Origin of the sequence: Sulfitobacter sp. AS92, from assembly GCF_038900015.1 — a bacterium.
Taxonomy (GTDB): Bacteria; Pseudomonadota; Alphaproteobacteria; order Rhodobacterales; family Rhodobacteraceae; genus Sulfitobacter.
The window spans coordinates 166446-192222 of sequence record NZ_JBBMQL010000003.1 but is presented as its reverse complement, the minus strand read 5'-3'; the positions used below and the strand labels follow the sequence as shown (position 1 = coordinate 192222).

Below are 25777 nucleotides of genomic sequence, written 5' to 3'. Positions count from 1 at the left end.
ATCACATTATTGCTTTAGATATCGAAAGGAACCCCATGTCTGAGAGCAAAGCAGAAGCCTGGTTGGCGCAACACCCAGAGATTGAATCGATCTTTGCGTGCGTCTGTGACCTTAACGGCACCATGCGTGGCAAACGGGTGCCTGCCGATCAAGTCTCCAAAGTCGTCGAGGGCGGGCTGCGGATGCCATTGTCCATCGTCGGCATGGATATCTGGGGCGAAGATGTCGAAAACAGCGAACTGGTGTTTGAAACCGGGGATTCCGACGGGCTGTGCGATTTCACGGGCCGCCCCCTCATGCCCATCACATGGACCTCGCGCCCGACCGCGCTGGCGATGCTGTGGATGCGTCAAGAAAACGGCGCCCCCTTCCCCGGCGATCCGCGCCGGGCGCTGGCCGAGGTGGCCGCAAAGTTCAAAGCGCGCGGGCTCACCCCGGTGGTCGCCACGGAGCTGGAGTTCTACCTTGTTGACCCGACCGAGGATCACCCGCAGGCGCCCTGCTCTCCGGTCACCGGCAAGCGGCTCGATTCCGACGGGGCACTGTCGTTGGACGAGCTGCAGCATTTCGATGAGTTTCTGAACGAAGTCTATGACGCTTGCGAATTGCAGGGCATCCCCGCAGATGCGGCCATTTCGGAAAACGGCGCGGGCCAATTTGAGATCAACATGCGCCATGTAGACGATCCGCTGCGCGCGGCGGATGACGCGGTGCTGTTCAAACGGTTGGTGCGCGGCATTGCGCGCAAACACGGGTTCGCCGCGACCTTCATGGCCAAACCCTATGGCGATCTGGCGGGCAGCGGCTTTCACGTGCACTTCTCGCTGGTAGATGAAAACGGCGTAAACGTCTTTGACAATGGCGGGGATGAAGGCACATCCCTGATGCTTAACGCCGTGGCCGGTCTGCTGGCTACGATGCAGCAAAACACGCTGACCTTCGCGCCGCATGAGAACTCTTACCGCCGCCTGCTGCCGGGTGCCCATGCGCCGACGAATGTCGCCTGGGGCTATGAGAACCGTACTGCAGCGATCCGCATTCCCGGCGGCGACAGCAAGGCACGGCGCATTGAGCACCGCGTGGCCGGGGCCGATGCCAACCCCTATTTGGTGCTGACCAGCATCCTCGGCGGCGCGCTTTTGGGGATTGAGCAAGACATGCAGCCAGTCGCACCCATCACCGGTGACGCCTATACGATGAAGCTCGACAACCTGCCGCTCGACTGGGCCACGGCCATCGACGCCTTCCGCAAAGGGCCGGATGTGCCCAGCATCTTCTCGTCGCGGTTGCAGACCATGATGGTCGAATGCAAGACCCAAGAGCTGCGCAAATTCGCGCGGCAGGTGACCCATTTCGAATATGACACCTATCTGGAGATCGTCTGATGTCGCGCCACCCCTACGCCGGTGACGGCAGCCATACGACAAGTTACTACGCGGCCTCAGCGAACCCCTCGCCCGAGCGCCCCGAGTTGCAGGGCGATCATGAGATCGACGTTTGCATTGTTGGCGCGGGCTATAGCGGGCTGTCGACGGGCCTGCATCTTGCCGAAAAGGGCTATAAAGTCGCCATCATCGAAGGAGCGCGCGTGGGCTGGGGTGCCTCGGGGCGCAATGGTGGGCAGATCGTAAACGGGCTGAACGCCAGCCTGCAAACGATCAAGCGTCGCTACGGTCAAGACACGGCGACCTTCGTCGCAGGCATCGTGCAAGAAGGTGGCGAGATCATCCGCGAGCGGGTCCGCACCTATGACATCAAATGCGACCTTAAAGAAAAGAACATCTTCACGGGCCTCACGCCTGCGCATATGCGCGAGTTGGAAGAGCGTCAGAAACTTTGGCAGGGCTACGGCATCGACAACCAAGAGATGCTGGACAAAGATCAACTCCGCGCCCACGTCAATTCTGACCTCTATGAGGGCGGGCTGATCGACCACTCCGGCGGTCACATGCACCCGCTCAACCTCGCACTGGGCGAGGCTGCGGCATTTGAGAAGAACGGCGGCACGATCTACGAGATGTCACCGGTCACGGATGTAGATCACACTGCGGCCCGCCCCGTTGTCAGAACGGCCAAAGGCACGATGACCTGCAAAACGCTGGTGCTTTGCGGCAATGCCTATCTTGGCCACGTGGTGCCGGAACTAACGACGCGTGTCATGCCCGTCTCGACACAAGTCATGGCGACAGAGCCGCTCAGCGAAGCGCAGGCGCACGCGCTGTTGCCGACCGACGCCTGCGTCGAAGACATCCGCTATATCCTCGACTACTACCGCTTGTCGGGCGACAAACGCATGCTCTTTGGTGGCGGTACCGTCTATGGCGGTGCCGATCCGAGCGACATCAAAGCCAAGCTGAAGCGCAATATGGACAAAGTCTTTCCGCAGCTTAAAGACGTGAAGATCGACTATGCGTGGAGCGGCAACTTCGCCTTATCCTTCAGCCGGGTGCCACAGATGGGCAGGATCGGCGACAACACCTATTTCGCGCACGGCTACAGTGGTCATGGCGTGACCGGCTCGCATACCTTCGGGCGCATTCTCTCTGAGGCTATCGACGGCGACCTCACCCGCTTTGACGTCTTCGCCAATGTGCCGTGGTACCCTTTCCCCGGTGGGCGCATGCTTCGGGTGCCCTATTCGGTGATGGGCTCTTGGTGGTACGGGCTGCGCGACCGCTTGGGGGTCTGAAACCTTTTGACAGGGCTGGGGGTTTCTTCACAATGACCGGGTGCGTCCGCGCCTCGTGACTGAAAGGATCCCCCATGCCCGACCAAAAGCCCGTCTCAACCATCGTCTTTGATGTGAATGAGACCCTGCTCGACATCACCACGCTTGAGCCTTTGTTCCAGCGTGTTTTCGGCGATCCGTCGGTGATGCGCGAATGGTTTGCCGAGCTGATCCTTTATTCTCAAACGATGACCCTGTCGGGCCGCTATACGCCTTTTGGCGCTTTGGCGGGCGGTGTGCTGCAGATGGTCGGGGCAAACAAAGAAGTTCCGATTTCGGATGATGATGTGGCCGAGCTTAAGTCCCTCATCGGCTCAATGCCCGCCCACGCGGATGTCGTACCGGCCCTGCGCAAACTGCGAGAGGCGGGATTTCAGCTGGTGACGCTGACCAACTCCCCACCCTCCCCCGCGCCAACCCCGCTGGAAAAAGCCGGGCTCGCTGATTTCTTTGAGCGCAGCTTTAGCATTGATGATGTAGAGAAATTCAAACCCCATCCCGCGACCTATCAGATGGTGGCCGAGACGTTGGACCTGCAAACCGATGACCTATGCATGGTGGCCTGTCATCTGTGGGACACCATCGGCGCACAAGCGGCAGGGTGCCAAGGAGCCTTTCTGACCCGCCCCAACAACAATCTGCTTAAGGCCGAGGGCGTGCCGCAGCCGCATTTCCAATCGGACGATCTGGTTGATCTGGCTGAGCAGATCATCGCTGCGAACCGCAGCTAGACCTTAGCCCCCATGCGCCGCGCCAACCGCACTTCAAGCTGCACCATGGCGTCATAGATCAGCACGGCGAAAAGCCCGACCGCCAGCCCGCCTTGCACCACAAAGGCGGTGTTGTTGGTCAGCAGCCCCGCGATGATTACCTCGCCCAAGGTCCGCGCCGCGACGGTGGAGCCTATGGTGGCCGTGCCAAGTGCGATGACCACCGACAGCCGAATGCCCGTCAGGGTCACTGGCAGGGCCAGTGGCAATTCTACCTGCCAGAGCCGCTGCCAACGGCTGAGCCCAATGCCCCGCGCCGCCTCCATCGTTGCTGGCGGGAGGTTCGTCAGACCTGTCACCGCGTTCTCGAAAATCGGCAGTAGTCCATAGAGAAACAGCGCCACCAGCGTCGGTCCCGCGCCAAAGCCTAAGGCGGGCACGGCCAGCGCCAGCACGGCGACAGGCGGAAAGGTCTGGCCCATGTTGGTGATGGTGCGCGACAGCGGGCGAAAGGCAGCACCCGCCGGGCGGGTCACGAGGATCGCCAGCGTCACGGCCACCACGGTCGCCGCAGCCGAGGCCATCGCCACCAGCGCCAGATGGCTGAGTGACAAAGAGAGCAGCGACGCGCGTTCATAGATCACCGGGCCACCCGTCGGCGCCAAGGGAGCCAGAAGCGGCGTGAACCATTCAGGCCGAAGGACCAAGGCCAGCAGGACCACGACCAGCAAGGGCCGTAGGATCAGCCCGATCCTCATGCGTGCTGCCCTGCCCGCGCTCGGATCGCTTCAAGGGTGACGCGGCCCAGCGGAGTGCCATCTTCCTCCACCGGCACCGATGTGCGTCCGGTCCAGAGGCAAGCCGACAGCGCATCGCGCAGGCTGGCACCTGCGGGCAGTGCGTCGCCTTCGGCCGCGCCGGCCTCTACCAACTCTCGTACCGGGATCAGCGACAACAGCCGCAAGGGCCGCTCCACATCGCCCACCATATTCGCCACAAATTCAGTCGCGGGTTTGGCGATAATTTCCGCCGGTGTGGCGTGCTGCACCAACTTGCCGCTATCCATCACCGCCACGCGGTCGCCCAGCCGGATCGCCTCTTCCATGTCATGTGTAACCAACATGATGGTCGAACCCAGCCGCTGCTGGATGCGCCGCAAGTCTTCCTGCGCGCGGGTGCGTATGATCGGGTCAAGCGCGCCGAAGGGTTCGTCCATTAACAGCAAATCAGGCCGCGAGGCCAAAGCTCGCGCCACGCCGACCCGCTGCTGCTGCCCACCCGAAAGCTCTGCCGGATAGCGGTCGCGAAACTGCGCAGGGTCCATGGAGAAAAGCGCGAGCAGTTCATCCACCCGCGCATCAATCTTGTCACGCGGCCACCCCAGCAGTTGCGGCACCGCGCCGATATTGCGCCCTACCGTGTGATGCGGGAAAAGCCCATGCCCTTGAATAGCATAGCCAATGCGCCGCCGCAGGATATGCGGCTTGACCGATAGCGTAGACTCGCCGTTGATCCGCATTTCGCCCGAGGTCGGCTCTTCCAGCCGGTTGATCATCCGCAGCAGTGTCGTTTTGCCTGAGCCGGAGGTGCCGACGATCACCGTGATCGTCCCCGTCTCAACGGTCATTGAAACAGAATCCACAGCGCGGATACCCGCGTAGGTCTTGGTGATGCGGTCGATCTCGATCATGCGCTGTCCTTTGGGGTCTTGCGGGTCAGGTCGACCAAGATGTCCATCACGATCGCTGCTGAAAGCGCCAGCACCACGGTCGGCAATGCGCCCAGCAAGATCAGATCGGTCGCGGTTTGGTTCAGCCCCTGAAAGACGAACGTCCCGAAACCGCCGCCGCCAATCAGCCCTGCAATGACCGCCAGCCCGATGTTCTGCACCAAAACGATGCGCAGCCCGGTTAGGATGATAGGCAGGCCCAGCGGCAATTCCACCCGCCAAAGCCGTTGCAGCGGTGTCATCCCCATGCCGCGCGCGGCCTCCAGCGCTGCGGGCGGGGCGGATGCGAGGCCCGCGACCGTATTGCCGACCACGGGCAGCAGCGAATAAAGCACCAGCGCCAGAAAGGCCGGGGCAAAGCCGATGCCCGCAATGCCAAGCGCTCTCGCGCCCGGCAGATTAGCCCCGACCCAACCAAGGATCGGAATCATTAGGCCGAACATCGCCAGCGAGGGGATGGTTTGCAAAAAGCTCAGCACTGGCAGCGTAGCGCCGCGCAGGCTGGTGAGCCGGTGGCAGAGCACGCCCAACGGAAAGCCGATCACCGACGCCGCAGCGAGCGAGCCGAAGGCCAAGCCGAGATGGCGGATGAACTCCCGCCCGAAAGCATCTGCGCGGCTGGTGTATTCTTGCATGACCGACAGGTCCGACAGTGCGCCCGACCACAAGATGCCCCCCAGCACCGCCAACACTGCAACAAGCACCCCGCCGCGTATCATCGGCCCCGGTGCCATGGCGGTCAAAGCATCGGCCATCAGCAACATAAGGACCCCGAGAAGACACCAAAACCCGAAAGCAGGAGAAACGCGGGCATAATCCCCGGCATCAGCCAAAAGGCCGCTCGCCCCATGGGTCAAAAGCCACAAAAGCCCAGCAAGCCCCAATAGCGCCCCGCTCAGACGCCACAGTTCGCGACCTGAAAGCAGCCCCAACGCAAGCCCCGCGATAAGCGCGAGAAGCCCCGGCAGGACAACGGACTGGGGGCCGAGCGCCCATGCCATCACCCCCTCGCCCGCGACGATGCGATTGGCCGCCAGCGTCATGAAGGGGGACAACAGCGCCGCCGCGCCCAACACGGCGAACAAAAGCCCCGGCGCAGAAAAGTTTGCGCCGGGGCCGGTCAATGTCCGGGTGTCGGAGATCAGTCCAGCACCCCGGCCTCGGTCAGATAGTCACGCGCCACGGCCTCAGCCGGTTCACCGCCGACTTGAATGCGACCGTTGAGCTTCTGCAATGTCGCCATATCCAGCCCGGCAAAAATCGGGTTCAGCACCTCGGCGATCTGGGGGTATTCTTCCAACACCTCGGCGCGAACGATGGGCGCGGGTTCATAGACCGGCTGCACACCTTTGTCGTCCTCCATCACCACAAGGCCCGTGGCACCAACGCCCCCATCGGTGCCGTAAACCATCGCCGCATTCACGCCAGATGTGCCGCGCGCTGCGGCTTGAATGGTCGCTGCCGTATCACCGCCCGACAAGATCACAGTCTGATCTTGCGACAGCTCAAAACCATAGGTTTCCTGCATCGCGGGCAGCACGGCGGGAGATGAGACAAATTCGGTTGAGGCCGCGAGTTTCACGCCACCACCCTCGGCCACCCAAGCGCCGAAATCGGACATGGTGGTCAGGTTGTTTTCCTCGGCCAGTGGGCCAGTCACGGCAATCGCCCAAGTGTTGTTGGCCGGGGCGGAATCGAGCCATGTGATCTTGTTCTCACCGCCATCTAATTCCTTGGCGCGGGCGTGGGCTTTGGCGGCATCTTTCCACACATCGCTTTCCGCTTCGTTAAAGAAGAAGGCCGCGTTGCCGGTGTATTCGGGGTAAATATCGATCTGATCCGACAGGATCGCTTCGCGCACGACCTGCGTGCCACCCAGTTGCAAGCGGCGCTCGACGGGAAGGCCGGCATCTTCAAGCGCCAGTGCGATGACGTTGCCCAACAGGCCGCCCTCGGTGTCGATCTTAGAGGAAACGGTGATCTCGGCAGCGGCCGAAGACGCCAGTGCGGCGGCGAAGCCGGCAGCGGCAGTGGTTGAGAAAATACGGATACCCATCGGAAGAGAACTCCTTGAAAACAATGACCAGACACAACAACGCGCCGTTTGAAAACCGTAAGGTAGCGGGCAAATCTGGGAAACCAAGGATGGATTGCCCGGCGATGTGCGTTTTTTTTGCGATCATGACGGGCAACGACAAAGGGCACCCCGGCATGACCGAAGGCGCCCCCTTTAGTCGAAATTGCGCTGCCTAGGCCGTGCGCGCAGCCTCTGCTTCGCGCGCGGCGCTGCGCTTGAAGAAGATGAAGTAAAGCACCGGCGCTGCGATCAGGGTCAGCACTGAGGCAAAAGCCAGCCCGCCCATGATCGTCGCCGCCATCGACTGGAAAAATGCGTCCGACAAGAGCGGCAGCATCCCCAGAATGGTCGTCGCCGCAGCCAAGAACACCGGACGCAAACGCGAGGTCGATGCGGTGATGATGGCCTCTTTCAAGTCCAGCGTCGGGTCCGCAGCGCGGGTAAGGTCGATCTCTTCAACCAGTACAATGCCGTTCTTGATCAACATCCCCGACAGCGACAACAGCCCCAAAAGCGCTGTGAAGGTGAAGGGCAGCCCCGACCCCAAAAGCGCCAGACTGACCCCGTTAACCGCCATCGGCACCAAGAGCCAGATGATGATCGGCTGTTTCAACGCGTTGAACAGCAGGACCGAAATAAGCACCATGATGATGAGGCTGAGAGGCAGCTGCTTGCCCAAAGCGGCCTGCGCCTCGCCCGCGCTTTCCAACTCGCCGCCCCATTCCATGGCATAGCCCTCGGGGATCTCCATCGCTTCAATGGTTTCCTGCACCTCGGCCTGCACCTGCGCCGCCGTCACACCGCGCGGAATATCAGCCCCCACGGTGATCACATCGGCCCGGTCGCGGCGGTAAAGCAGCGTGTCCTGCGGCTCGAACCTGAAACCATCGATCACCTGTTCCATCGGGATCAGCGCATTGGTGTTTTGCGCATAGATCACATGATCGGTCAGCGCCAAATCGGCATCCTGCGGGGCGCGGATCACGATGGGGATCTGGCGGTCCCGCTCGCGGAACGTCCCGCCGCTGGTGCCTTCGGTGGCAAACTGCAACGTCTCCGTGATCTCAGTCCTAGAAATACCCGCATCCTGCGCGCGCTCTTCGGCATAGATCGGTCGCAGCACCAGTTCGCGCTCGCGCCAATCCTGACGCGGAGTGATGATATTGTCCGACGCCGCCTGCATCCGCGACATGGCCTCATCGGCCAGATCACGCAGCACATCCGGGTTCCTGCCCGAGAAACGCACCTCAATCGGTGCGCCGCCCCCCGGCCCAAAAGCGAGACGTTTGGCCCGGAACTCCCCTTGGGGGACCGCATCAACTGCGAATTCTTCCAGCGCGTTCATCTCGTCTTGGATCACCTCAAGCGCTGAAACACGGACGATCAGATGGCCATAGCTGGGGTTGGGGTCTTCGGCCTGATAGGTCAGCATGAAACGCGCCGCCCCCTGCCCCGCGTAGGATGTCACGTTCTCAACATTGTCACGCGCCACCAGCCAATCTTCGAGCACGGCCAGATCATTGGAGGTCTGGTGGATCGAAGCGCCTTGCGGCAATTTATAGTGCACGAAATAAAGCGGCGTGTTGCTGTCAGGAAAAAACTGCTGCTTGATCTGCCCAAACAGCGCATAGCAAACAACCGTGCCCCCGATGAGCGCCGCAACCACCAACCAACGCAGCTTGAGCGACGCGCGCAGCACAGCGGCATACCCTTTAAAGATCGCCCCGTCATAGCCGCCAGCACCGCCCTCGGCCCCGCGTTTAAAGAAGTAATGCCCCAAAAGCGGTGTCGCGGTAATCGCCAGCACCCACGATAACAGCAAGGAAATTCCAATCACCGCAAAAAGCGAGAACAGGAATTCGCCCGTCGCGTCAGGGCTAAGCCCGATCCCGGCAAAGGCCATAATCCCAATGACCGTGGCCCCGAGAAGCGGAATTTGCGTCTTGCTTGCCGCCTCCGTGGCCGCATCGCGAGAGCTTTTGCCCTGCTGCATGGAGATCTGCATTCCCTCGGCCACAACGATCGCGTTGTCGACGAGCATCCCCATCGCGATGATGAGCGCGCCGAGCGAAATACGCTCCATCTCAATCGCGCCAAGCGCCATGAAAAAGAGCGTGCCCACCACCGTCAGCAACAGTGTCGAGCCCACAACAACCGCCGCGCGCCAGCCCATGAAGACGGCCAGCACAGCGACCACGATGGCGACCGACATGGCAAGGTTCACCAGAAAGGCGTTCGATGCCTCCTCAACCACCGTGTGCTGGCGGTAGATGGATTCAATCGAAATGCCCAAAGGCAATGTTTCACGCAGCTGCGCAAGCTTGTCATCAACGCGTTTGCCGATATCGACGATATTCTCGGTCGCGATCCCGGCAACGCCAACGGTAAAGGCGTCTTGACCATTGTGGCGGATCACAAGGTCAGGGTCGGCTTCGCGGGTGCGGTAAATATTGGTCACATCGGCAAGGTTAATCACCTGACCGCTAACGCCAACCGACAGCGCGGCAATCTCAGACACGCTGTCAGACCCTTCGGGCCGCTGGATCAGCCTGCGCCCCTCGTCGCCCTGAATAACACCTCCATCGACAATCTCGTTGGCGCTGGAAACCGCGCCGACGATCGCCGTGGGCGGAATGCCGAGCGTGGTGCTAAGCGCAAGCTGAGGCTCGACATAGATCACCTCATTCGGCACGCCCGACAGCGCCACATCCGACACGCCATCCACCAGCAGCAGTTCACGCCGCAGGTAACTGGACAGCTCATTCACCTCTGCGTCCGAATAGCCCTTGGCCGTGACGGCATAATATATCCCGTAAACATCACCGAAACCGTCGTTCACATACGGCTGCGTCGCCCCACTGGGCATGGCGGCCTCATTCACGCGGTTGCGCAATTTTGTCCAGATTTCCGGCAATTCGGACCCATCGAATGTGTCCTGCATGTTGACCGTGATCCACGACAAACCGGGCTGGTTCATGGATTCGATGTCCTTGATCTCGGACATCTTTTGGATTTGTGATTCCAACGGTTCAGTGACCTCAAGCGCCACCTCTTCGGCAGAGGCGCCGGGGTATTGCGTGACAACCACCGCTGTTTTGATGGTGAAGGCCGGGTCTTCAAGACGGCCAAGGGTCGCGAAACCCCAGATACCGCCCAAAAGACAGATCAGCATGATGATCCAAGTATAGATAGGGCGGTTGATGGACAGGCGTGCGATATCCATGGCTCAGTCTCCGAAACCAACGAAGCGGCGCACAGCGGCACCATCTTCAAGCTGGCTTGCGCCACTCACCACGATCTCTTGCCCATCCGACAGGCCCGCAATGACCGTGACATCGCCCCGCGCAGTGGGGGTGATTTCAACCTCGGTGCGGGTGACCGTCCCCTCGCGCGCGCCGGTGGGATCAAAGACCATGACATAGGTGCCGCGATCATTGCCCACGACGATGGCGGAATCCGGGACGATGATGCTGGTTCCGCCGATGTTCAGTGTCGCGCGGACCTCAACCGAGGCACCGGGCAGGGGCACGAAATCCTCGGGCAATTCGGCCCCAAGGGTTATGCTATAGGTCTGCCCGATATCTGCAGTCTCGGCATTATACTCGCGGATCTGCATCGAGTAGCTTTCCGAATTTGCTGGGAACTTGGCTACAAAGCGCACGTTCGGATCCCGTCCTGCGCGCAAGAACAAGGTCTCGGGCACATCAATCTCGACCCGAAGCTCGGACATATCGTGCAGACGCACCACGGGCGTTCCCGCGTTGACGGTTGAGTAATTAGGCACCAACCGCGAAGCCACAATCGCGTCGAAAGGCGCGTGCAGGGTGGCGCTCTCCAGATCACGTTCGGCGTTGCGCACGGCGATATCGTTTACGGTCACGGCGGTTTCGGCGTCTTGCAGATTGACCTCTGCCACCGAAGAACCAGCGAGTTTTTGATAGCGCTCCATCGTCCGGCGGGCCTGCGCATCATTGGCCTGTGCTTGCTCCAGTGCCAGTTGAAACGGTTCAAGATCCATCCGGGCCACGACCGAATTCTTGCTGACTGTGGTCCCCTCTTCGACCGAGAATTCCTCGATCTGCCCGCCAACTTGGAAAGCAAGGTCCACGGTTTCACGTGCAACCACCTTGCCAAAGAACACCCGCTTCATCTCTGCGTTGCTGACCTTCACCGTTTCCAACTTCACCACGGGCACCTCGGCGGCGATTGGCGTGGCCATCCCGACGGTCAAGGCCAGTGCAAGCCCCAACAGCCGCCCCGCGCCCGCGCCGCGCGTCGTCTCAACAAGCCACTTGGCCATGGTCAGTCTTCCTTATGTGTAGCATCCGGCACAGGCCCAAGGGCGGCGGTCAGACAAAGTTGTTTGAGGGTGCGCAACTGCGCGAGAAAATGTGCGCGGTCCTGCGCGTGCATACCTGCGGCCTTGGCGGCACGTTGAAGGCAATCGGCAAGGGCCTCAACGGTCATGCCAGCGCGGTTAATGGGGGTCTCATAGGGGGTCAGCACCTCAGCAATGACGGCGCGGAAACGCCCCGCGGAACATTGCAGCGCCTCTTGACTGACTGCATTGACCCCATCGATAAAATCTTGAGCGTTGGGCATCGCCTGTATCATGTCATAGCCCCGCACCACCATCCGATCGAAGATCAGATCAAGCTGGGCGTCTAAATCCGGCGCTTGGGGCAACTCTTCGGCGATCTCTTCGAGCGCCAGTTCGGTATAGCGCCCGATCAACCCACGCAGGATGTCATCTTTGTTGCGAAAGCGATTGTAGAGGGTCTGGCGCGAGACACCGGCCTCTTCGCAGAGGTCAACCATGCTGGTGCGCTTGACCCCATAACGGGAAAAGACATGCAACGCAGCGTCGAGCACGGTCTTTTCAAGTTCGGTCATGGGGAATCCTTGGCACTGTTTGAGCCGCAATTGGACATTTTGACCGGATATGTCAACCTGTAAATACCAAGCCATGCGACCCACGCAGATCACAATTCCGTTTTGCAGATAGGCACACGATCAGGGCGCCGAAATGAGGCTTCCGAGATAGAGCGTGAGTGGCAGGGTGAAAAAGCTCAGCAACGTCTGGGTGGTGATGATTGCCGCCATCAAGGGCGCATCGCCGCGCATCTCACGCGCCAGCGTATAACTGGCCACCCCGGTTGGCAGCGCCGCAAAGATCAGCGCGATCTGCAGGGTCAGCGGCGCGGGGTTCAGCGCCAGCGCCGCCAGCAAGACCGCCAGCGGGTTCACCAGATGTTTGCCAACGATCGACAGCGCAATGACCGAGACAGACCCTGAAAGCCCACGCAGCCGCAGATTGGCCCCAACGCAAAGCAGCATGATCGGCAGCGCCGCATCGCCCAAGATACGCGCGCTTTCGTGTAGGACCGGCACTTCGTGCAGACCGGCGAAGTTGAAAAGCACACCGGCAAGGATGCCCAGGATCAGCGGGTTCTTGACCAGCCCTTTAAGGATCGACTTACCACCCCCGCCCAATTGACGGGTCATCAGCGTCACCACCGTCACATTCACCACCGGCACCAGCAGCGCAGAGCCCAGCACCGCGATCTGTAGTCCTGCCGTGCCAAAGACGGCTTCGGCAATCGCAAGGCCAATGAATGTGTTAAACCGCGCGCTGCCCTGCATCAGCGAACTGCCCTGCGGCGCGGCATACCGTCGGCCAAAAAGCCAGCCGCAGAAAATCGCCGCAAAGAACCCCGCATAGAGCAGCAGGGCATAATCGCCCAAGCCCCCGCTGAGGTCTGCCGCCGAGATCTTGGCAAAGAACAGCGCCGGCATCAGCACCCAGTAGACCAACCGGTCATTCAGGTTCCAGAACTTGGTCGACGGGATGCCGCCCCGTCGCAGGCCGTAGCCCATCAGGATCAGCGCAAAGACCGGCGCGATCGCCAGAAAGATAGTGAACATATTAACCGCCCGGAAGGATCGCTCGGACCCTAGGCGGCGCTTGGAGTGGATGCAACAGGGGCCGCTGCCTCAATTAAAGGCACCCCGGCCCCGAAGGGCCGGGGCTTGGGTCAATCGCTGCCGCGCACGGCGATTTGGGCGTCTGCAGCGGGGCGGAACTTCAGCTGGATGACAAAGATCAACGCCCCAATCGCGATGCCGATCAGGTCAGTCACCAAACCGCCTGCGATCATGCACAACGCCGCAAGGACCAGACCCAACCGGATGAACCACGCGGCCAAGCTGCCCGCGAACCAGCCCTGCATCCCCGAGGACAGCAGATAGACCCCGAATACCGCAGTAACCCCCGCACGGATCACCTCGAACCATGTGCCGTCCATCAGGATTGCGCCGTTGTAGAAGAACATGAAGGGCACGATGAAGGCCGAGATGCCGATCTTGAAGGACGCCACTGAAGTCTCCATCGGGTTGGCCCCCGATATCCCCGCCGCAGCGTAACTGGCCAGCGCCACGGGGGGCGTGATGGCCGAAACGACAGCGAAGTAGAAGACAAAGAAGTGTGCCGTCAGCAGCGGAATGCCCAGTTGCACCAGCCCCGGCGCCACGACCGAGGCCGCCACCGCATAGGCCGCCGTGGTGGGCATGCCCATGCCGAGCAGAATGGCGATACACATGGCAAAGAACAGGGCGAGGAACTGGCTCGCCTCGGCCAGGCCCAGCAGCACGGAAGAGAAACGCGCCCCGACGCCGGTCAGGCTGATGACGCCAACGATGATGCCCGCACAGGCACAGACCGCGATGATCTGGATCGACATGATCCCGGCAAGGTCAAAGGCTTTGACAATGCTGCGCAGCCCCATGCGGAAGGGCGTGAACCACGACACAACCGCCGCCGCCGCCGTCGCCAGCGTGCCCGCGCGGATGATCGAATAGCCCATGAACAGCGCATAGATCAAGATGATGATCGGGATGAACAGGAACACCCGCCGCATCATATCGCGCAGCTTGGGCAGCTCTTCAGAACGCATCCCGCGCATGCCCAGTTTGGCTGCTTCGAAATCCACCATGAAGTAGATCGACACGAAGTAGAGCACCGCCGGGATGATCGCCGCGACGGCGATGTCGGTGTAAGGAATGCCCGTGATCTCGGCCATGATGAAGGCACCGGCCCCCATGATCGGCGGCATGATCTGCCCCCCGGTCGAAGCCGCAGCCTCAACCGCGCCTGCAGTGCGGGCCGGGTAGCCGACTTTCTTCATCAGCGGGATCGTCAGCGAGCCCGTCGCCACCACATTGCCTGCCGAAGTGCCATTGATCATGCCCATGAGGCCCGAGGCAAAGATCGCGACTTTGGCCGGACCACCGCGCGAGCGGCCCGCCGCGGCAAAGGCGAAGTTGACGAAATAGTCGCCCACTTTCGATGCCTGAAGGAAGGCCGCGAAAATGATGAACAGGATGATATAGGTCGAAGATACCGCCGTGGTTGGCCCCAAGATGCCCGCATCGGTGTAGACTTGGCTAAAGAACCGCGTCCACTGGATGTTGGGCGCATTCAGGAAGCCCGGCAGCATGTCCCCGACAAAGACGTAGATCAGGAAGATGCCGGAAATAACGATCAGTGCCAGCCCCGCCACGCGGCGCGTCAGCTCCATGATCAACGCGGTGCCCGCGACAGCGGCGATGGAGATACCGATGGGCGCAAAGGGCGTGCCCGTCGAGTTGCGCATCAAGGTGCTGTACATGGTGATAAGATAGAACGCCACGGCCACGCCACAGACAGACAAAAGCAGGTCCGCAGGGGAGACTTGCCCCCGCTCACGGCCCCGCAGCCAGCCGACAACAATGCCGATGGCAGTCGCCGCCACCAGCGGCAGACCATAGTGGTAAATTTCAAGGTTCTTGAACTCAGGGCTCATGCCGTTCCACTGCACCCCGGAGTTGATCTGGCTGGCGATACCCCAGGCAGTCCAAATCGAATAGAGCGCCGGGATCATCGCAGCCCATGCAACGAAATCCAGTGGATGGCGGCCCTGCCCTGTGCCTTCATCGACAAAGCCACGGGCGGAGTAGAGCGTGAAACCGAGGATTAGCGCGCCAGCGATGTGCACGATGCGGAAGTTCCACGTCTCCATCGGGAAAGTCGGCAAAAGCGGGATGCGGATGCCGGTAAGCTCGCCAATCGACATGCCGTTCAATGCGGCCATGTGAAAGAACGCATAGATGGCCGACATGGCCGCGACGACCAGATAGGTACGCCCGGCGAATATGCGACGGTTGCTTTCTACGGGTTCGTCATCAACCCCTTCAGCGACAATCGGGCCTTGAGGGTCGGCACTATGCTGGTCTGTCATGGAAGCTCCCTTTCCCGACATTTATGCGGGATGTTTCCCGACGATCATGCGGGATGATGGCAAGATGCCGCCCCGATTAGGGACGGCATGCAAGTTTGTCTAGGCGTTAGCTTAGTTGCCGTAGATCATGTCGTCGGAAATATCGGCATTCGCGTTCTCTTTGAACCATGCCGCCGCACCGGGGTGCCATTTCAGGACTTTGTTTTTGTCCCAGTTCTCAGGCAGGGTCGACGCCGCCGCTTTGTGGATGCCGGTCATACGCTCATTGTCAGACATGACCACGTCCACCGCCGCTTTCACGAAGGATTCCGGCAGATCGCAATTGGCAATCGCGAAGTTCCACATGGAGACCGACCGCGCGTCCGCTTCCAGCGTGGAGTAGGTGCTGGCTTTGATCGAGAAGTCAGATACCGGGAATTCCTCAAGCAATTTGGCCTGCTCTTCTTCGGTGAACTCGATGATGTTCACATCCGTCTGCACTTCCAACTGGCTGACCGCTGGCACAGGCACGCCTGCGGCGAATGCGATCACGTCCAGCAGACCATCCTGCAACTGACCACCCAGATCGGTCCAACCGCCGTTGCGGCGCTCGTATTCGACGCCGAGCGTGTCCATCATGCGCGGGAAATAGGTGTCGGAAGTGGAGCCCGCCGGGCCGAAACCGATCTTGGCACCCGCCGGGATGTCGCTGACCTTTTCGATGCCCGAAGACGCCAGAGCGGTGACCGAGAACGGTGTCTGGTACATCGGGAACATCGCGCAGGCTTGGGTCATTTCCAGACCGGGCGCGATGGGGTTGGTGCCTGCCAGCGATTCCGCGGCCGGGCCCATTGTGGTCATGCCAAAGGCCGCCTCGCCGGTGTGGACCAGCGCCATGTTCTGCATCGGGCCACCGGTGACTTCGCCGCCGCCTGTCAGGCCCAGCTCTTTGGCCACAAGGTTTGCCCAGCCGGAGCCATAGGCGAAATAGGTGCCCCCTTGGCTGGCCGTGCCGACGGTAAAGCTGCTGGGCCAATCGGATTTATCAACGTCCTGTGCGACGGCAGCGCCTGCCAAAATAGTGCTGGCGGCGAGGATTGCGGTGAATTTCATGTCTCTCTCCCTTGGTTGATCTTACTGAGTGTCGGCACAGGGTGCCGCGCTCAGCTGCTGTGTTCAGCTTGCCGCGCCAATTAAGAGTACTCTAACCCTCAGTGGCAAGACCGAAAATGCCACGGGGCCCCAGTTGGGGAATAATCAGGCACTTAGCGGAGCGATTGGGTCAAAATGTCCCGCGTCTTTCTGACTGAGCAGTTTGGAGATACAGGGTAAGCCGCATTTCCCGGCGGGTGTTCTATCTCGCATCAGGGGCGGCTCAACGCTGCGCCGCTTATCACAGCGTTGAACCGCCCCCGCCCGTTTGCCTGCTTTACGCGGCAGCCAGCTCCTGATCCAACTGCCGCGACGCGGCACCGGGTACAGGCGAAAGCGGCGCCAAAACTCGGTAGAGCACCGGCGTCAGAAAGAGGGTGAAAACGGTGGCAAATCCAAGCCCGCCCACCATCACCCATCCCACGGCGATCCGCGCCTCTGCGCCGGCACCCGTGGCCGCGATCAAAGGCACACCACCCAAAACAGTCGAGACCATCGTCATCATTACAGGCCGCAAACGCAGCCGCATGGCACTGCGGATAGCCGCATCAACCGTGGCCCCTGCCTCGCGCAATTGGTTGGCGAATTCCACGATCAGGATGCCGTTCTTGGCCATGATACCGATCAACAGCACCAAACCGATCTGGCTGTAGTAGTTCAGGCTGCCGCCCGTCACAGCGATTGCCATCACCGCAGCGCCCAGCCCGAAGGGCACGGCGAGCATGATAACGGCAGCAGAAATCAGGCTTTCGAACTGCGCTGACAGCACCAAAAGCACGATGAGAAATGCAATGCCGAAGACCATATAGATGCCGTTCTCTGCCGTCTCTAGGCTGGCCGCTTCGCCGGTGAACACAAGGGTCACCCCCTCATCCAACACCTCGCGGGCCAGCTCCTCTAGCGCCGCTGCTGCCTCGCCCATATCGACCCCGCTGGGCAGGGCCGCTTGGACGGCCACAGCGCGGTTGCCTTCTTCGCGACTGACCCGCGACAGGCCCGCCACCTGTTCAAACTGCGCCACGCTGGAGAGGGGCAGAAAACTGCCCGTATCGCCGCGCAGAGATACGGTGTTAAGGTCGGCAGGATCGTTGATCGGGCGGCCGCCCGGTTCAACCTGCACGGTGATCTCTTCGCCGTTCAGAAATACCTCTGCGGCCTCTACCCCGGCGGTCATGGCGCTGATCGTGGCGTCGATCTCAGACGGGGTCAGCCCATACTCGCGCGCAAGGTCGGCATTGATCGTTACCTCAATCTCGGGGACATAGGCCTCTTCGCTAAGCTGCGCGCTTGAAAACAGCGCGGGCTGTGCCTGCATGGCGGTAACCAGCTTTTCCGCCTGCGCGGTCAGCAGCGCAGGGTTCGTACCCGTCACCGCCGCCGTAAGGCCCGAGCCCCCGCCACGAATGCCAAGACTGTTGGGCGAGCGGGCGAAAACGGTAAGGCCGGTGATCGTCTGAAATTCGCGGTTTAGCTCGGCCATGATCTCTTCTTGTGGACGGTCCCGCTCTGACCAATCGGCAAGCTTCACGATAACAAAGGCCGATGTCCCCCCGCCAAGCCCGACGATGGATTGCACCGCCGCAATCTCGCCGCTTTCGACATAGGGGGCCACCATGCTTTCGATCTGCTGTACCTGTTGATCGGTAAAGCTGGACGACACACCCGATGGCGCACGGGCCCGAACCATAAAGGCACCCCGGTCTTCGGTTGGGGTCAACTCACTGTTGAGCGAGCCATAGAGCGAGATTGAAAAGACCCCAAAGCACAGCGCCAGCGCGACGACTAAGATCGGCAACGCGAGCGCGCGGTCCACCAGCCAAAGCAAGCCACGACCCAGCAGGCTGGCATCGCCCTCAGAGCCTTCCTTCACGGGTTCCCCCGTGCGGCCCGGGTCCAATACGGCGGCCAGCATAGGGACCAGCGTCAACGCTACGAAAGACGAGATCGTCACGCAGAAGGCCAGTACAAAGCCGAACTCAAGGAAAATGCCCCCCGCCTGCCCCGGCAGGAACGAGATCGGGATGAAGACCGCCGCCAATGTGGCCGTGGTTGAGATGACGGCGAAGAAGACTTCATTCGCCCCCTCGGCTGCCGCCGCATACCGACCCAACCCTTCTTGACGTTTGCGCACAACGTTTTCGACCACGACAATGGCGTCATCAACGACCATGCCGGTGGCCAAGACCAAGGCCAGCAGCGTAATCGTATTAACGGAAAACCCCGCCATCCAAATCGCCGCCAATGTCCCGATCAGCGCCACCGGAATGGTCAGTGCCGGGATCAGAACCGCCCGCCACGAGCGCAGGAATGCGTAGAGCACCAGCACCACGATCACCACGGCCAGCAGGATTGAACTGACCACCTCATTCAACGCCTGTTCGACATAGATGCCGTCATCGGCAGTCGTGACCATCTGCACCCCATCGGGCATGTCCAACTGCAAATCTGCCAAGGCGGCAGCAACGTCCTGGCTGATGGTCAGCGTATTGGCGACCGACTGGCGATAGACGTTGATCGCCACCGCAGATTGGCCATTCACCCGCGAGAAAACCGTACGGTCCACGGCAGTCAACTGCACCAACGCTACGTCGCTCAACCGGGTGTTCTTGTCGATCCGCAGGCTGGCGATGTCTTCGACCAACACATCTTCGGACGCGAGTTTCAGGGTCAGTTGCTGATCGGCACTTTCCAGCGTGCCAAGGGCCGCGCTGTTATCAAGCTGTGCCAAAGCGGTGGAGACATCTTCTACCGTGAGCCCCCGCCCGGTGAGCGCGGTCATGTTCAGCCGCACGAGATACTCATACTCCTGCGTGCCTGCGACCTCCACGGTGGCGATCCCGTCAATGCCGCCCAATTCCGTCGCAACGCGGTCTTCGGCCAGTCGAGACAGGTCTTCAAGGCTGGCCGTGCCATAAAGGGCAATACGGATGATCGGATCGGCGTCTGCATCGTTTTTGCTAACTTCCGGCTCCAGATCATCAGGCAATTGCCGGCTAAGCCCTGCCACGATCTCGCGCGCCTCATTCGAGGCTGTGTTGATATCCACCGATGACGACAGTTCCAGCGTAATCCGCGAGCTGCCAAAGCTGGACTGGGAGGAGATCGCCTCAACCCCTTCCAGCGCGCTTAACGCATCCTCAAGCACCGCGGTGACTTCGGTATCGACCGTTTCAGGCGCGGCATTTTCATAGGTGGTGCGCACCGAAAGCACGGGCTGGTCGACATTGGGCATCTCACGAATATCGACGCCAAGGTAGGCGGCAGCGCCCGCGATGATGATCAACAGGTTAAGCACAACCGCCAAGACAGGCCGCTTAACGAACAGGCTGGAAAAGCCTGATTTGGGCGCGGGGTTACTCATTTACCGATGGCTCCTGCGCATTGGGCCTAGGCGCTGCGCGCTCTTCGGTTTCTGCCTGCGCCAGTTGCAACGTCTGCACCTGCCCGCCTTCGCGCAGCTTTTGAACCCCTTCGACGACGATCTGATCGCCCACGGCAAGCGCACCATCGACCCAGACGCGATCATCCAGACGGTGCCGAATGGTGACGGGCACGCGGCGCACAGTGCCTTCCTCAGCCACGAAAACAGACGCACCCTCACGGCTCCACGAGATCGACAGCGCCGAAATCGCAGGCATCGCCGCTTGTTCTTCGATCAGCACCACATTGGCAATCATCCCATGCCGGAGCCCGGTAACATCCCCCTGAAGCTGCGCCTCAACATCAATCAGGCGGGTTGTCGTATCAATTTCGGTGTCGATGGCGGTGATCTGGCCTTTGAATACCCGCCCAATTCGAGAGGGCAGCAGCACATCGACCATGAGGCCCGGCTCCAGCACAGCCACGGCGCTTTCAGGCAACGAGAAGCCGACCTTCAACTGCTCGGGCACGCTGACCGTGGTGATCTGCGCATTGGCGCTCAAGTAGTCACCCAAGCGCGCGTCCATCAGTCCCACCACCCCTTCGATCGGAGCGCGGACAATGCGGCGATCAAGCTCTAACTCGGCACGGTCGACCGCCACCTGCGCAATGTTCGTCGCTGTCTGCGCCTCTTGCACCTGCACCGAGGTCACGGCCACGGACCCTGTCGAACTCAACCGCTGCACACGCTCCAGCGCATTTTGCGCCTCGGTGAGCGACGCTTTTGCACTGGCCAAATCCAGCGTTTGGGTCCGCTGCTCTAACCGCAGCAGCGGCGCGTCTGCGGCCACCCTGTCACCCGGGGCGACCAGCAATTCTTCGACCCGGCCGCTGGCCTCAGCAACAACGGCCACGCGCGCCGTGGATTCGATTGTGCCGACGGCCTGATATTCCAACGCATAGGGGCTGAGGTCGACCGACTGCATAGTTACCATTGCGGCGCGGTTCGCGCCCGGTCGCCCCCCACCTTGGCGCCCACCCGGTGCGGTGCCTGCGCCGGTTTCTTCAGCCGTCGTCGCCCCGTCCGAGGGCATCAGCCTGTCACCAAAGAGCCAATAGGTAACAGCAGCCACAGCCATCAGGCCGAGCAATAACTCCGCAATTCGCTTCATCATAATGTCTTTCAGGTTAACCGACTTGAGGGTGAAACGTGGGACTGGAAAATTTCCGTCGCTCGAAAGTACGATTTTTTCTGTTTTTATTGTCTAGCGGCAAAACGGGCCGACCGCGCCGCATGAAACCTGGAGCGGAGGTAAGCTAAATCTCAAGCTCTACATTATTATGCAACCAGCACCCCTTACCGCTGGCCTGCCCGCTTGGTACCAATTTCACCTCCGACAAGATCGCAAATGAGCAGCGTTACATCGTTGCCATCGCAGCAACCCTCATATCTGCAGACGGGCGCGTTCGTGTCTCGGGCGGTATCTACGACTGGCCCTCTCACCCCGAGGCTTTCTGCGGAGGCCCGGTATCATCACGGGCAAACCGCACAAAGAATGTAGTGCCGGGATTTTCGGCCCCGTCTTCCACGGACTGCGTCTCAAAGCTTATGTCGCCGCCTTGCCGCGTCACCAATTCTTCAGTGATGGCCAGCCCCAGCCCGGTCCCATACGCTTGGGTATCGCGAGAATGAACAGGGTCGGCGAACCTTTTGAACATTCGATCATGCGCGGATCGCGGAATGCCCGGACCCGCGTCGCAGACATAGAACGTGACCTTTTCTTGATCCACATCAGCGCCAATTTTCACTGTCCCACCGCGGGGCGTATATTTTATCGCGTTGGAAATCAGGTTCGACAAAATTTGCTGCATCCGGACCGGATCGACACGAATATAGGCATCCTGCGGTGCGTCGGGCGCGGTGCGTATCTTAAGGCAAACATCACGGTTCGCCCCATATCCGGAATTGGTCGCAATCGCCTCGGACAACAGCTCTGACACAGCGACACGCTCAAACTGGATGCTAAGCTGTTGCTGATCAATCGCTTGAAGGGTCTGAATATCATTGACCAGCACCAACAAACGTTCCGCATTACGGGTCGCCATCGTCAACAATTCGCCCGCGCTTTTCGGTATGGTGTCGCCAAACCGTTCGTGAAGGATTTCAAGCGATCCGGCCAAAGACCTAAGCGGGGTGCTCAGTTCGTGGTTCACCGACATTACAAAGGCCGCACGCGCCGCCGCCAAACGCTCTTCGGCAGAGATATCTTGAAGCACGTTGTAAGCGATGCAGTCCCCCTGCAGGTGCATTTTCATCACCCGGCATTGGACAGCCCTGTTTTCATGCGCGGCATTGCGGATATGGATGCGGTGCTCGGCAGCATCTTCATCCATTTCCGCGAAGGGCGGGACCAATTTGCGCAGCTGATCAACGGCTTCAATGTCCGAGGAAACCCCCATAAGCGCCCGCGCCCTACGGTTGGAACGGTGCAGCGTGTTGTTGTCGTTGTAAACGATAAGCCCATCGCCCACATTCTCAAAAATGGCGTTAAATCCGCTCTGGGCCGCGCGGATCTGCTCGCGGTTCCGCTCTGAATCGCGCAAGGCTTGGGCCAATTGGGTCGATTGCCGTCGGGCGCGGATTGCCGCGTTGATCACTGTCAAAAATAGGATCGTCGCAAAGCCGCCGAACAACAAGGTACGCTGCCAATAGCTGCGCATGACCGCAGCTTTGCTGCGGGTCACGTCTACATACAGATCAAGCGCCGGGATTGCTTTGCGCGCGCGAAACACCGGCGTATCGGGGTCGCGCGACGCCCGCCCCGCGACAAAGGCGCGTTCACCCTTAGCGGTCACAACCTCGACATGCATGTCCGGTTCAAGCCCATCCGCCGCGAGCAGTTGCGCGTAATAATCCTCGCCCAGAGAAGAAGCTAAAACGCCGCGCACCCGGCCATCTATGCCAATGAGCGGCCAAGCAATTGGCGTAAGACGGCGCCCGGTCGCGCGGGACTTGATTGGCACCCCAACAGTGTATTCATCAACGCCAAGGCCGATCGCAGCCTGAAAGTAGGCGCGATCAGCTAGATAGCGCCCCATCAATGGCTTTGCCGTGGCCCAAAGCACAACCCCATCCGCACCGATAAGCCCCAATGAATCGACCTGTTCAATCGAGTTCACGGCTGCCGCCATTACAGCGCCATATTGCGCCTCGAACCGAACTGGGTTGTCCAAAAGTGCCGTCGATAATTCGTCAATCAGCCCCCGCATTTGCACGTTCGCAACCGACAGGGTGGCATCGACCGCCCGTTCATAGAGTTCGGCAAAATGCTCAAGCTCGATCTCGGCGCGGGTCGTGGCGCGGTTGTAGTCGGCCCAAGTTAGCAGGGCGAGACCCGCGAAATACGTAAGAACAACGGCAGTGATCAGACCCCGGAAAAGAGATTGCGCGCGGGATGGCGTTTCCGTCGCGCCTTTGCTGGTTGGCTCAGTGCTGACCATTCTCTTGTGGGTGTCCTATCTTAGGTAAAACGCAGAAACCCGATCCCTGCGCGCCCGACATTATCGCACTCTCTGCTTTTAAATGACCCGCGCAAGCGATGTGGCAACAGCAGCATAGAACAGCGCGGTTTGGAACGCCTAAATGCGCAAGGCATGACGCGCGCCCCTCTGCCCTCGTAAGCCCATGGTACTTTGCAGATAGCTGCTTCTAAACCGCGGTAGTCTCGGCGTTTTAGCGGCCCCAGTTCCGTCGCGGCCTAAAGCAGATGCTTGAACAGACCGAACAGATCACGCTGCGAGGAAATATTCAGCTTGCGGTAGAGATTGCGGCGGTGAACCTTGCAAGTCTCCGTGGCGATCTCCAGCGTTTTGGCGGCTGAACCGTTGGAGTGACCTTGCAAAACCAGCCCCGCAATCTGCGCCTCGCGTGCAGTCAGGGCAAGGTGCAACACGTCCTTTGCATGATTGCGGATCAGGTCTGTCAACGGCGGGCGCGTGGTAACCGTGCCACCCTGTTGCGGCGGCACCAGCAAACTGCAGTGTTGCGTCAGCAATTCGATCAAAACTGGCGCATATTTACGCAGATAGCGCAGCTCGCCCCGGCGAAATGGCCCTTGGGCATCGCGCCTGCTCATCGACAGATGCGCCACCCCGCCCTGCGCCAATGGTGCCAGCAGCCCGACTTCGTCACACAGGCCCGACCCGCGGTAATATTGCAGGTAGTATTCGCTGGAGAAGAACCGATCGGGCGCAACCTCTGACAGGCGAAAAACGCCGCCCCCCTCCGCGCGTTCTCGATACTGAAAGAACGGGTCAAATGCATAGGTGCTATCAAGATACTCGCTCAGCGCCGTGGGACGCAGGCGGCCCGGCTCGATCCAATCGTCCAAAAGGCCGGGCGGCTGGCCGGGATCAAACCGCATCATAAGGAAGGTGCTAAAAGCAACCCGCGCGCGAAACAGCACTTGATAGGTCTCGAAAAAAGCCGGGGTGCCGACCGCGCGCATGGCGTCGCGGAGCAGGGAAACTTCGCTCGCAGATAGATTGTCGCTCAAAAAATACTCACCTTTCGGGCAATATGGTCAAATTTACTACCCCAGTGGGGGTATATATTGTCGGACCCATTGCCGCAATCATGCGGGTGTGAGCTTGTTTGATCAAATAACGCAGGCCGAACAGACAGGGGGTTCAATGACCAAAGCAATTACTGCGCAGTCGCTGCGCAAGGTATATCCGGGCACACCGCCGGTTGAAGCGCTGGCGAGCATTGACGTTGAGATCAACGACAACGAATTCTTCACGCTGCTTGGGCCATCAGGTTGCGGCAAGACGACCCTGCTCAGGCTGATCGCGGGGTTTGAGCATCCGACCTCCGGCAAGCTGGATATGTTCGGAGAAAGCCTGCTCGACGCGCCCCCTTACAAACGCCCCATCAACACGGTTTTTCAAAACTACGCGCTTTTTCCGCATATGACGGTGTCAGAAAACATCGCTTTCGGGTTGCAGATGCTGGGCACACCAAAAGCATCGGTCAAGGCTACGGTGGGCGAGATGATGGAACTGGTGCAGATGTCACATCTCGCCGACCGTCAAACCGGGCAAATTTCTGGTGGGCAGCAGCAGCGCGTGGCCCTTGCCCGTGCCTTGGCCCCCCGCCCCAAGATCCTTTTGCTGGATGAGCCGCTCAGCGCGCTGGATTTTAAGCTGCGCAAGCAGATGCAGCTGGAGTTGAAGCGACTGCAAACCGAGACTGGCATCACCTTTATCTTTGTGACCCACGACCAAGAAGAAGCGCTGACCATGTCAGACCGGATCGCGGTCATGTCAAACGGCGCCATTCGCCAAATTGGCCGCCCCCGCGAGATTTATGACCGGCCCGCTGACCGCTTTGTTGCTGATTTCATCGGGGATACGAACTTCCTCCCCGCCGAGGTTATTTCAATCACCGGAGAAACCGCCCGTCTGCGCCTCGCCTCGGGTAAAGAAGTAGATGCCCACGCCAATGACGGCACGCAGAGCAAGGTCACGCTGGCGCTTCGGCCCGAGCACGCCGAGCTCACTGCCGACGGCGCGGGGCTGCTTGCAGGCACGCTCCGCGAGGTGGTCTATTTCGGCACCGATACGCATTTTCATGTTACCCTCGACGACGGCAGCGATTTCGTGCTGCGTCGGCAGAACTCTCCAACCGAGGACATCAGCTTTGCAACCGGTGACCGCGTTGGGCTGACTTTCCCCGCCGGAGCCGCGCAAGTGTTGAGGGATTAA

The 25777-nt window shown here is 60.4% G+C and carries 18 protein-coding genes; 4 read left to right on the top strand and 14 right to left on the bottom strand.

Annotated features, from left to right (window positions below):
- Positions 1 to 35 precede the first annotated feature (35 nt).
- From WNY61_RS07015 to WNY61_RS07005, 3 genes are all read left to right on the top strand, one after another.
- Entirely contained in the window at positions 36 to 1385 is a 1350-nt protein-coding gene (locus WNY61_RS07015; protein ID WP_342850764.1) for a glutamine synthetase family protein, read from the top strand.
- Positions 1385 to 2689: an FAD-binding oxidoreductase gene (locus tag WNY61_RS07010; RefSeq protein ID WP_342850763.1), complete on the top strand. Its 1305-nt coding sequence runs from the start codon at positions 1385 to 1387 to the stop codon at positions 2687 to 2689. Before WNY61_RS07015 ends, WNY61_RS07010 begins: the two co-directional genes overlap by 1 nt.
- Before the next feature lie 74 nt (positions 2690 to 2763).
- Positions 2764 to 3459, top strand: coding sequence for a haloacid dehalogenase type II (locus WNY61_RS07005; protein WP_342850762.1), 696 nt, complete (start codon positions 2764 to 2766; stop codon positions 3457 to 3459).
- Here WNY61_RS07005 and WNY61_RS07000 read toward each other — a convergent pair.
- The 14 genes from WNY61_RS07000 to WNY61_RS06935 form a co-directional block, all read right to left on the bottom strand.
- Complete coding sequence (locus tag WNY61_RS07000; RefSeq protein WP_342850761.1) at positions 3456 to 4196, bottom strand: ABC transporter permease; 741 nt, start codon at positions 4194 to 4196, stop codon at positions 3456 to 3458. The genes WNY61_RS07005 and WNY61_RS07000 overlap by 4 nt on opposite strands.
- Complete coding sequence (locus tag WNY61_RS06995) at positions 4193 to 5128, bottom strand: ABC transporter ATP-binding protein (protein ID WP_342850760.1); 936 nt, start codon at positions 5126 to 5128, stop codon at positions 4193 to 4195. Before WNY61_RS06995 ends, WNY61_RS07000 begins: the two co-directional genes overlap by 4 nt.
- A complete protein-coding gene (locus WNY61_RS06990; RefSeq protein ID WP_342850759.1) occupies positions 5125 to 6291 on the bottom strand; it encodes an ABC transporter permease in 1167 nt (388 codons plus the stop codon). Before WNY61_RS06990 ends, WNY61_RS06995 begins: the two co-directional genes overlap by 4 nt.
- A gap of 17 nt (positions 6292 to 6308) precedes the next feature.
- Positions 6309 to 7223 carry an ABC transporter substrate-binding protein gene (locus WNY61_RS06985; RefSeq protein ID WP_342850758.1) on the bottom strand — a complete coding sequence of 305 codons (915 nt, stop codon included), beginning with the start codon at positions 7221 to 7223 and terminating at the stop codon, positions 6309 to 6311.
- Positions 7224 to 7416: 193 nt separating this feature from the next.
- Complete coding sequence (locus tag WNY61_RS06980; RefSeq protein ID WP_342850757.1) at positions 7417 to 10467, bottom strand: efflux RND transporter permease subunit; 3051 nt, start codon at positions 10465 to 10467, stop codon at positions 7417 to 7419.
- Between the two features lie 3 nt (positions 10468 to 10470).
- Entirely contained in the window at positions 10471 to 11544 is a 1074-nt protein-coding gene (locus WNY61_RS06975) for an efflux RND transporter periplasmic adaptor subunit (protein WP_342850756.1), read from the bottom strand.
- A 2-nt stretch (positions 11545 to 11546) separates the two neighbouring features.
- Entirely contained in the window at positions 11547 to 12137 is a 591-nt protein-coding gene (locus tag WNY61_RS06970; protein WP_342850755.1) for a helix-turn-helix domain-containing protein, read from the bottom strand.
- A 120-nt stretch (positions 12138 to 12257) separates the two neighbouring features.
- Positions 12258 to 13169: an AEC family transporter gene (locus tag WNY61_RS06965; protein ID WP_342850754.1), complete on the bottom strand. Its 912-nt coding sequence runs from the start codon at positions 13167 to 13169 to the stop codon at positions 12258 to 12260.
- Positions 13170 to 13279: 110 nt separating this feature from the next.
- Positions 13280 to 15520: a TRAP transporter permease gene (locus WNY61_RS06960; RefSeq protein WP_342850753.1), complete on the bottom strand. Its 2241-nt coding sequence runs from the start codon at positions 15518 to 15520 to the stop codon at positions 13280 to 13282.
- Between the two features lie 111 nt (positions 15521 to 15631).
- Positions 15632 to 16612 carry a TAXI family TRAP transporter solute-binding subunit gene (locus WNY61_RS06955; RefSeq protein ID WP_342850752.1) on the bottom strand — a complete coding sequence of 327 codons (981 nt, stop codon included), beginning with the start codon at positions 16610 to 16612 and terminating at the stop codon, positions 15632 to 15634.
- A gap of 316 nt (positions 16613 to 16928) precedes the next feature.
- On the bottom strand, positions 16929 to 20012 hold the full coding sequence (locus tag WNY61_RS06950) for an efflux RND transporter permease subunit (protein WP_342850751.1): 3084 nt from the start codon (positions 20010 to 20012) through the stop codon (positions 16929 to 16931).
- Positions 20005 to 21183, bottom strand: coding sequence for an efflux RND transporter periplasmic adaptor subunit (locus WNY61_RS06945; protein WP_342850750.1), 1179 nt, complete (start codon positions 21181 to 21183; stop codon positions 20005 to 20007). The genes WNY61_RS06950 and WNY61_RS06945 overlap by 8 nt, the downstream gene beginning before the upstream one ends.
- A gap of 328 nt (positions 21184 to 21511) precedes the next feature.
- A complete protein-coding gene (locus WNY61_RS06940; RefSeq protein WP_342850749.1) occupies positions 21512 to 23512 on the bottom strand; it encodes an ATP-binding protein in 2001 nt (666 codons plus the stop codon).
- A gap of 257 nt (positions 23513 to 23769) precedes the next feature.
- Positions 23770 to 24567 carry a helix-turn-helix transcriptional regulator gene (locus WNY61_RS06935; protein ID WP_342850748.1) on the bottom strand — a complete coding sequence of 266 codons (798 nt, stop codon included), beginning with the start codon at positions 24565 to 24567 and terminating at the stop codon, positions 23770 to 23772.
- Positions 24568 to 24703: 136 nt separating this feature from the next.
- On the opposite strand from WNY61_RS06935, the gene WNY61_RS06930 reads away from it, so the two are divergent.
- Complete coding sequence (locus tag WNY61_RS06930) at positions 24704 to 25777, top strand: ABC transporter ATP-binding protein (RefSeq protein WP_342850747.1); 1074 nt, start codon at positions 24704 to 24706, stop codon at positions 25775 to 25777.

What these genes read in the sequence shown, in the direction of transcription:
- WNY61_RS06985 (WP_342850758.1), bottom strand. Translation starts at nt 7,223, where the DNA reads ATGGGTATCCGTATTTTCTCAACCACTGCCGCTGCCGGCTTCGCCGCC.
- WNY61_RS06970 (WP_342850755.1), bottom strand. Translation starts at nt 12,137, where the DNA reads ATGACCGAACTTGAAAAGACCGTGCTCGACGCTGCGTTGCATGTCTTT.
- WNY61_RS07005 (WP_342850762.1), top strand. Translation starts at nt 2,764, where the DNA reads ATGCCCGACCAAAAGCCCGTCTCAACCATCGTCTTTGATGTGAATGAG.
- WNY61_RS06980 (WP_342850757.1), bottom strand. Translation starts at nt 10,467, where the DNA reads ATGGATATCGCACGCCTGTCCATCAACCGCCCTATCTATACTTGGATC.
- WNY61_RS07010 (WP_342850763.1), top strand. Translation starts at nt 1,385, where the DNA reads ATGTCGCGCCACCCCTACGCCGGTGACGGCAGCCATACGACAAGTTAC.
- WNY61_RS07000 (WP_342850761.1), bottom strand. Translation starts at nt 4,196, where the DNA reads ATGAGGATCGGGCTGATCCTACGGCCCTTGCTGGTCGTGGTCCTGCTG.
- WNY61_RS06995 (WP_342850760.1), bottom strand. Translation starts at nt 5,128, where the DNA reads ATGATCGAGATCGACCGCATCACCAAGACCTACGCGGGTATCCGCGCT.
- WNY61_RS06940 (WP_342850749.1), bottom strand. Translation starts at nt 23,512, where the DNA reads ATGGTCAGCACTGAGCCAACCAGCAAAGGCGCGACGGAAACGCCATCC.
- WNY61_RS07015 (WP_342850764.1), top strand. Translation starts at nt 36, where the DNA reads ATGTCTGAGAGCAAAGCAGAAGCCTGGTTGGCGCAACACCCAGAGATT.
- WNY61_RS06945 (WP_342850750.1), bottom strand. Translation starts at nt 21,183, where the DNA reads ATGAAGCGAATTGCGGAGTTATTGCTCGGCCTGATGGCTGTGGCTGCT.
- WNY61_RS06950 (WP_342850751.1), bottom strand. Translation starts at nt 20,012, where the DNA reads ATGAGTAACCCCGCGCCCAAATCAGGCTTTTCCAGCCTGTTCGTTAAG.
- WNY61_RS06965 (WP_342850754.1), bottom strand. Translation starts at nt 13,169, where the DNA reads ATGTTCACTATCTTTCTGGCGATCGCGCCGGTCTTTGCGCTGATCCTG.
- WNY61_RS06955 (WP_342850752.1), bottom strand. Translation starts at nt 16,612, where the DNA reads ATGAAATTCACCGCAATCCTCGCCGCCAGCACTATTTTGGCAGGCGCT.
- WNY61_RS06975 (WP_342850756.1), bottom strand. Translation starts at nt 11,544, where the DNA reads ATGGCCAAGTGGCTTGTTGAGACGACGCGCGGCGCGGGCGCGGGGCGG.
- WNY61_RS06930 (WP_342850747.1), top strand. Translation starts at nt 24,704, where the DNA reads ATGACCAAAGCAATTACTGCGCAGTCGCTGCGCAAGGTATATCCGGGC.
- WNY61_RS06960 (WP_342850753.1), bottom strand. Translation starts at nt 15,520, where the DNA reads ATGACAGACCAGCATAGTGCCGACCCTCAAGGCCCGATTGTCGCTGAA.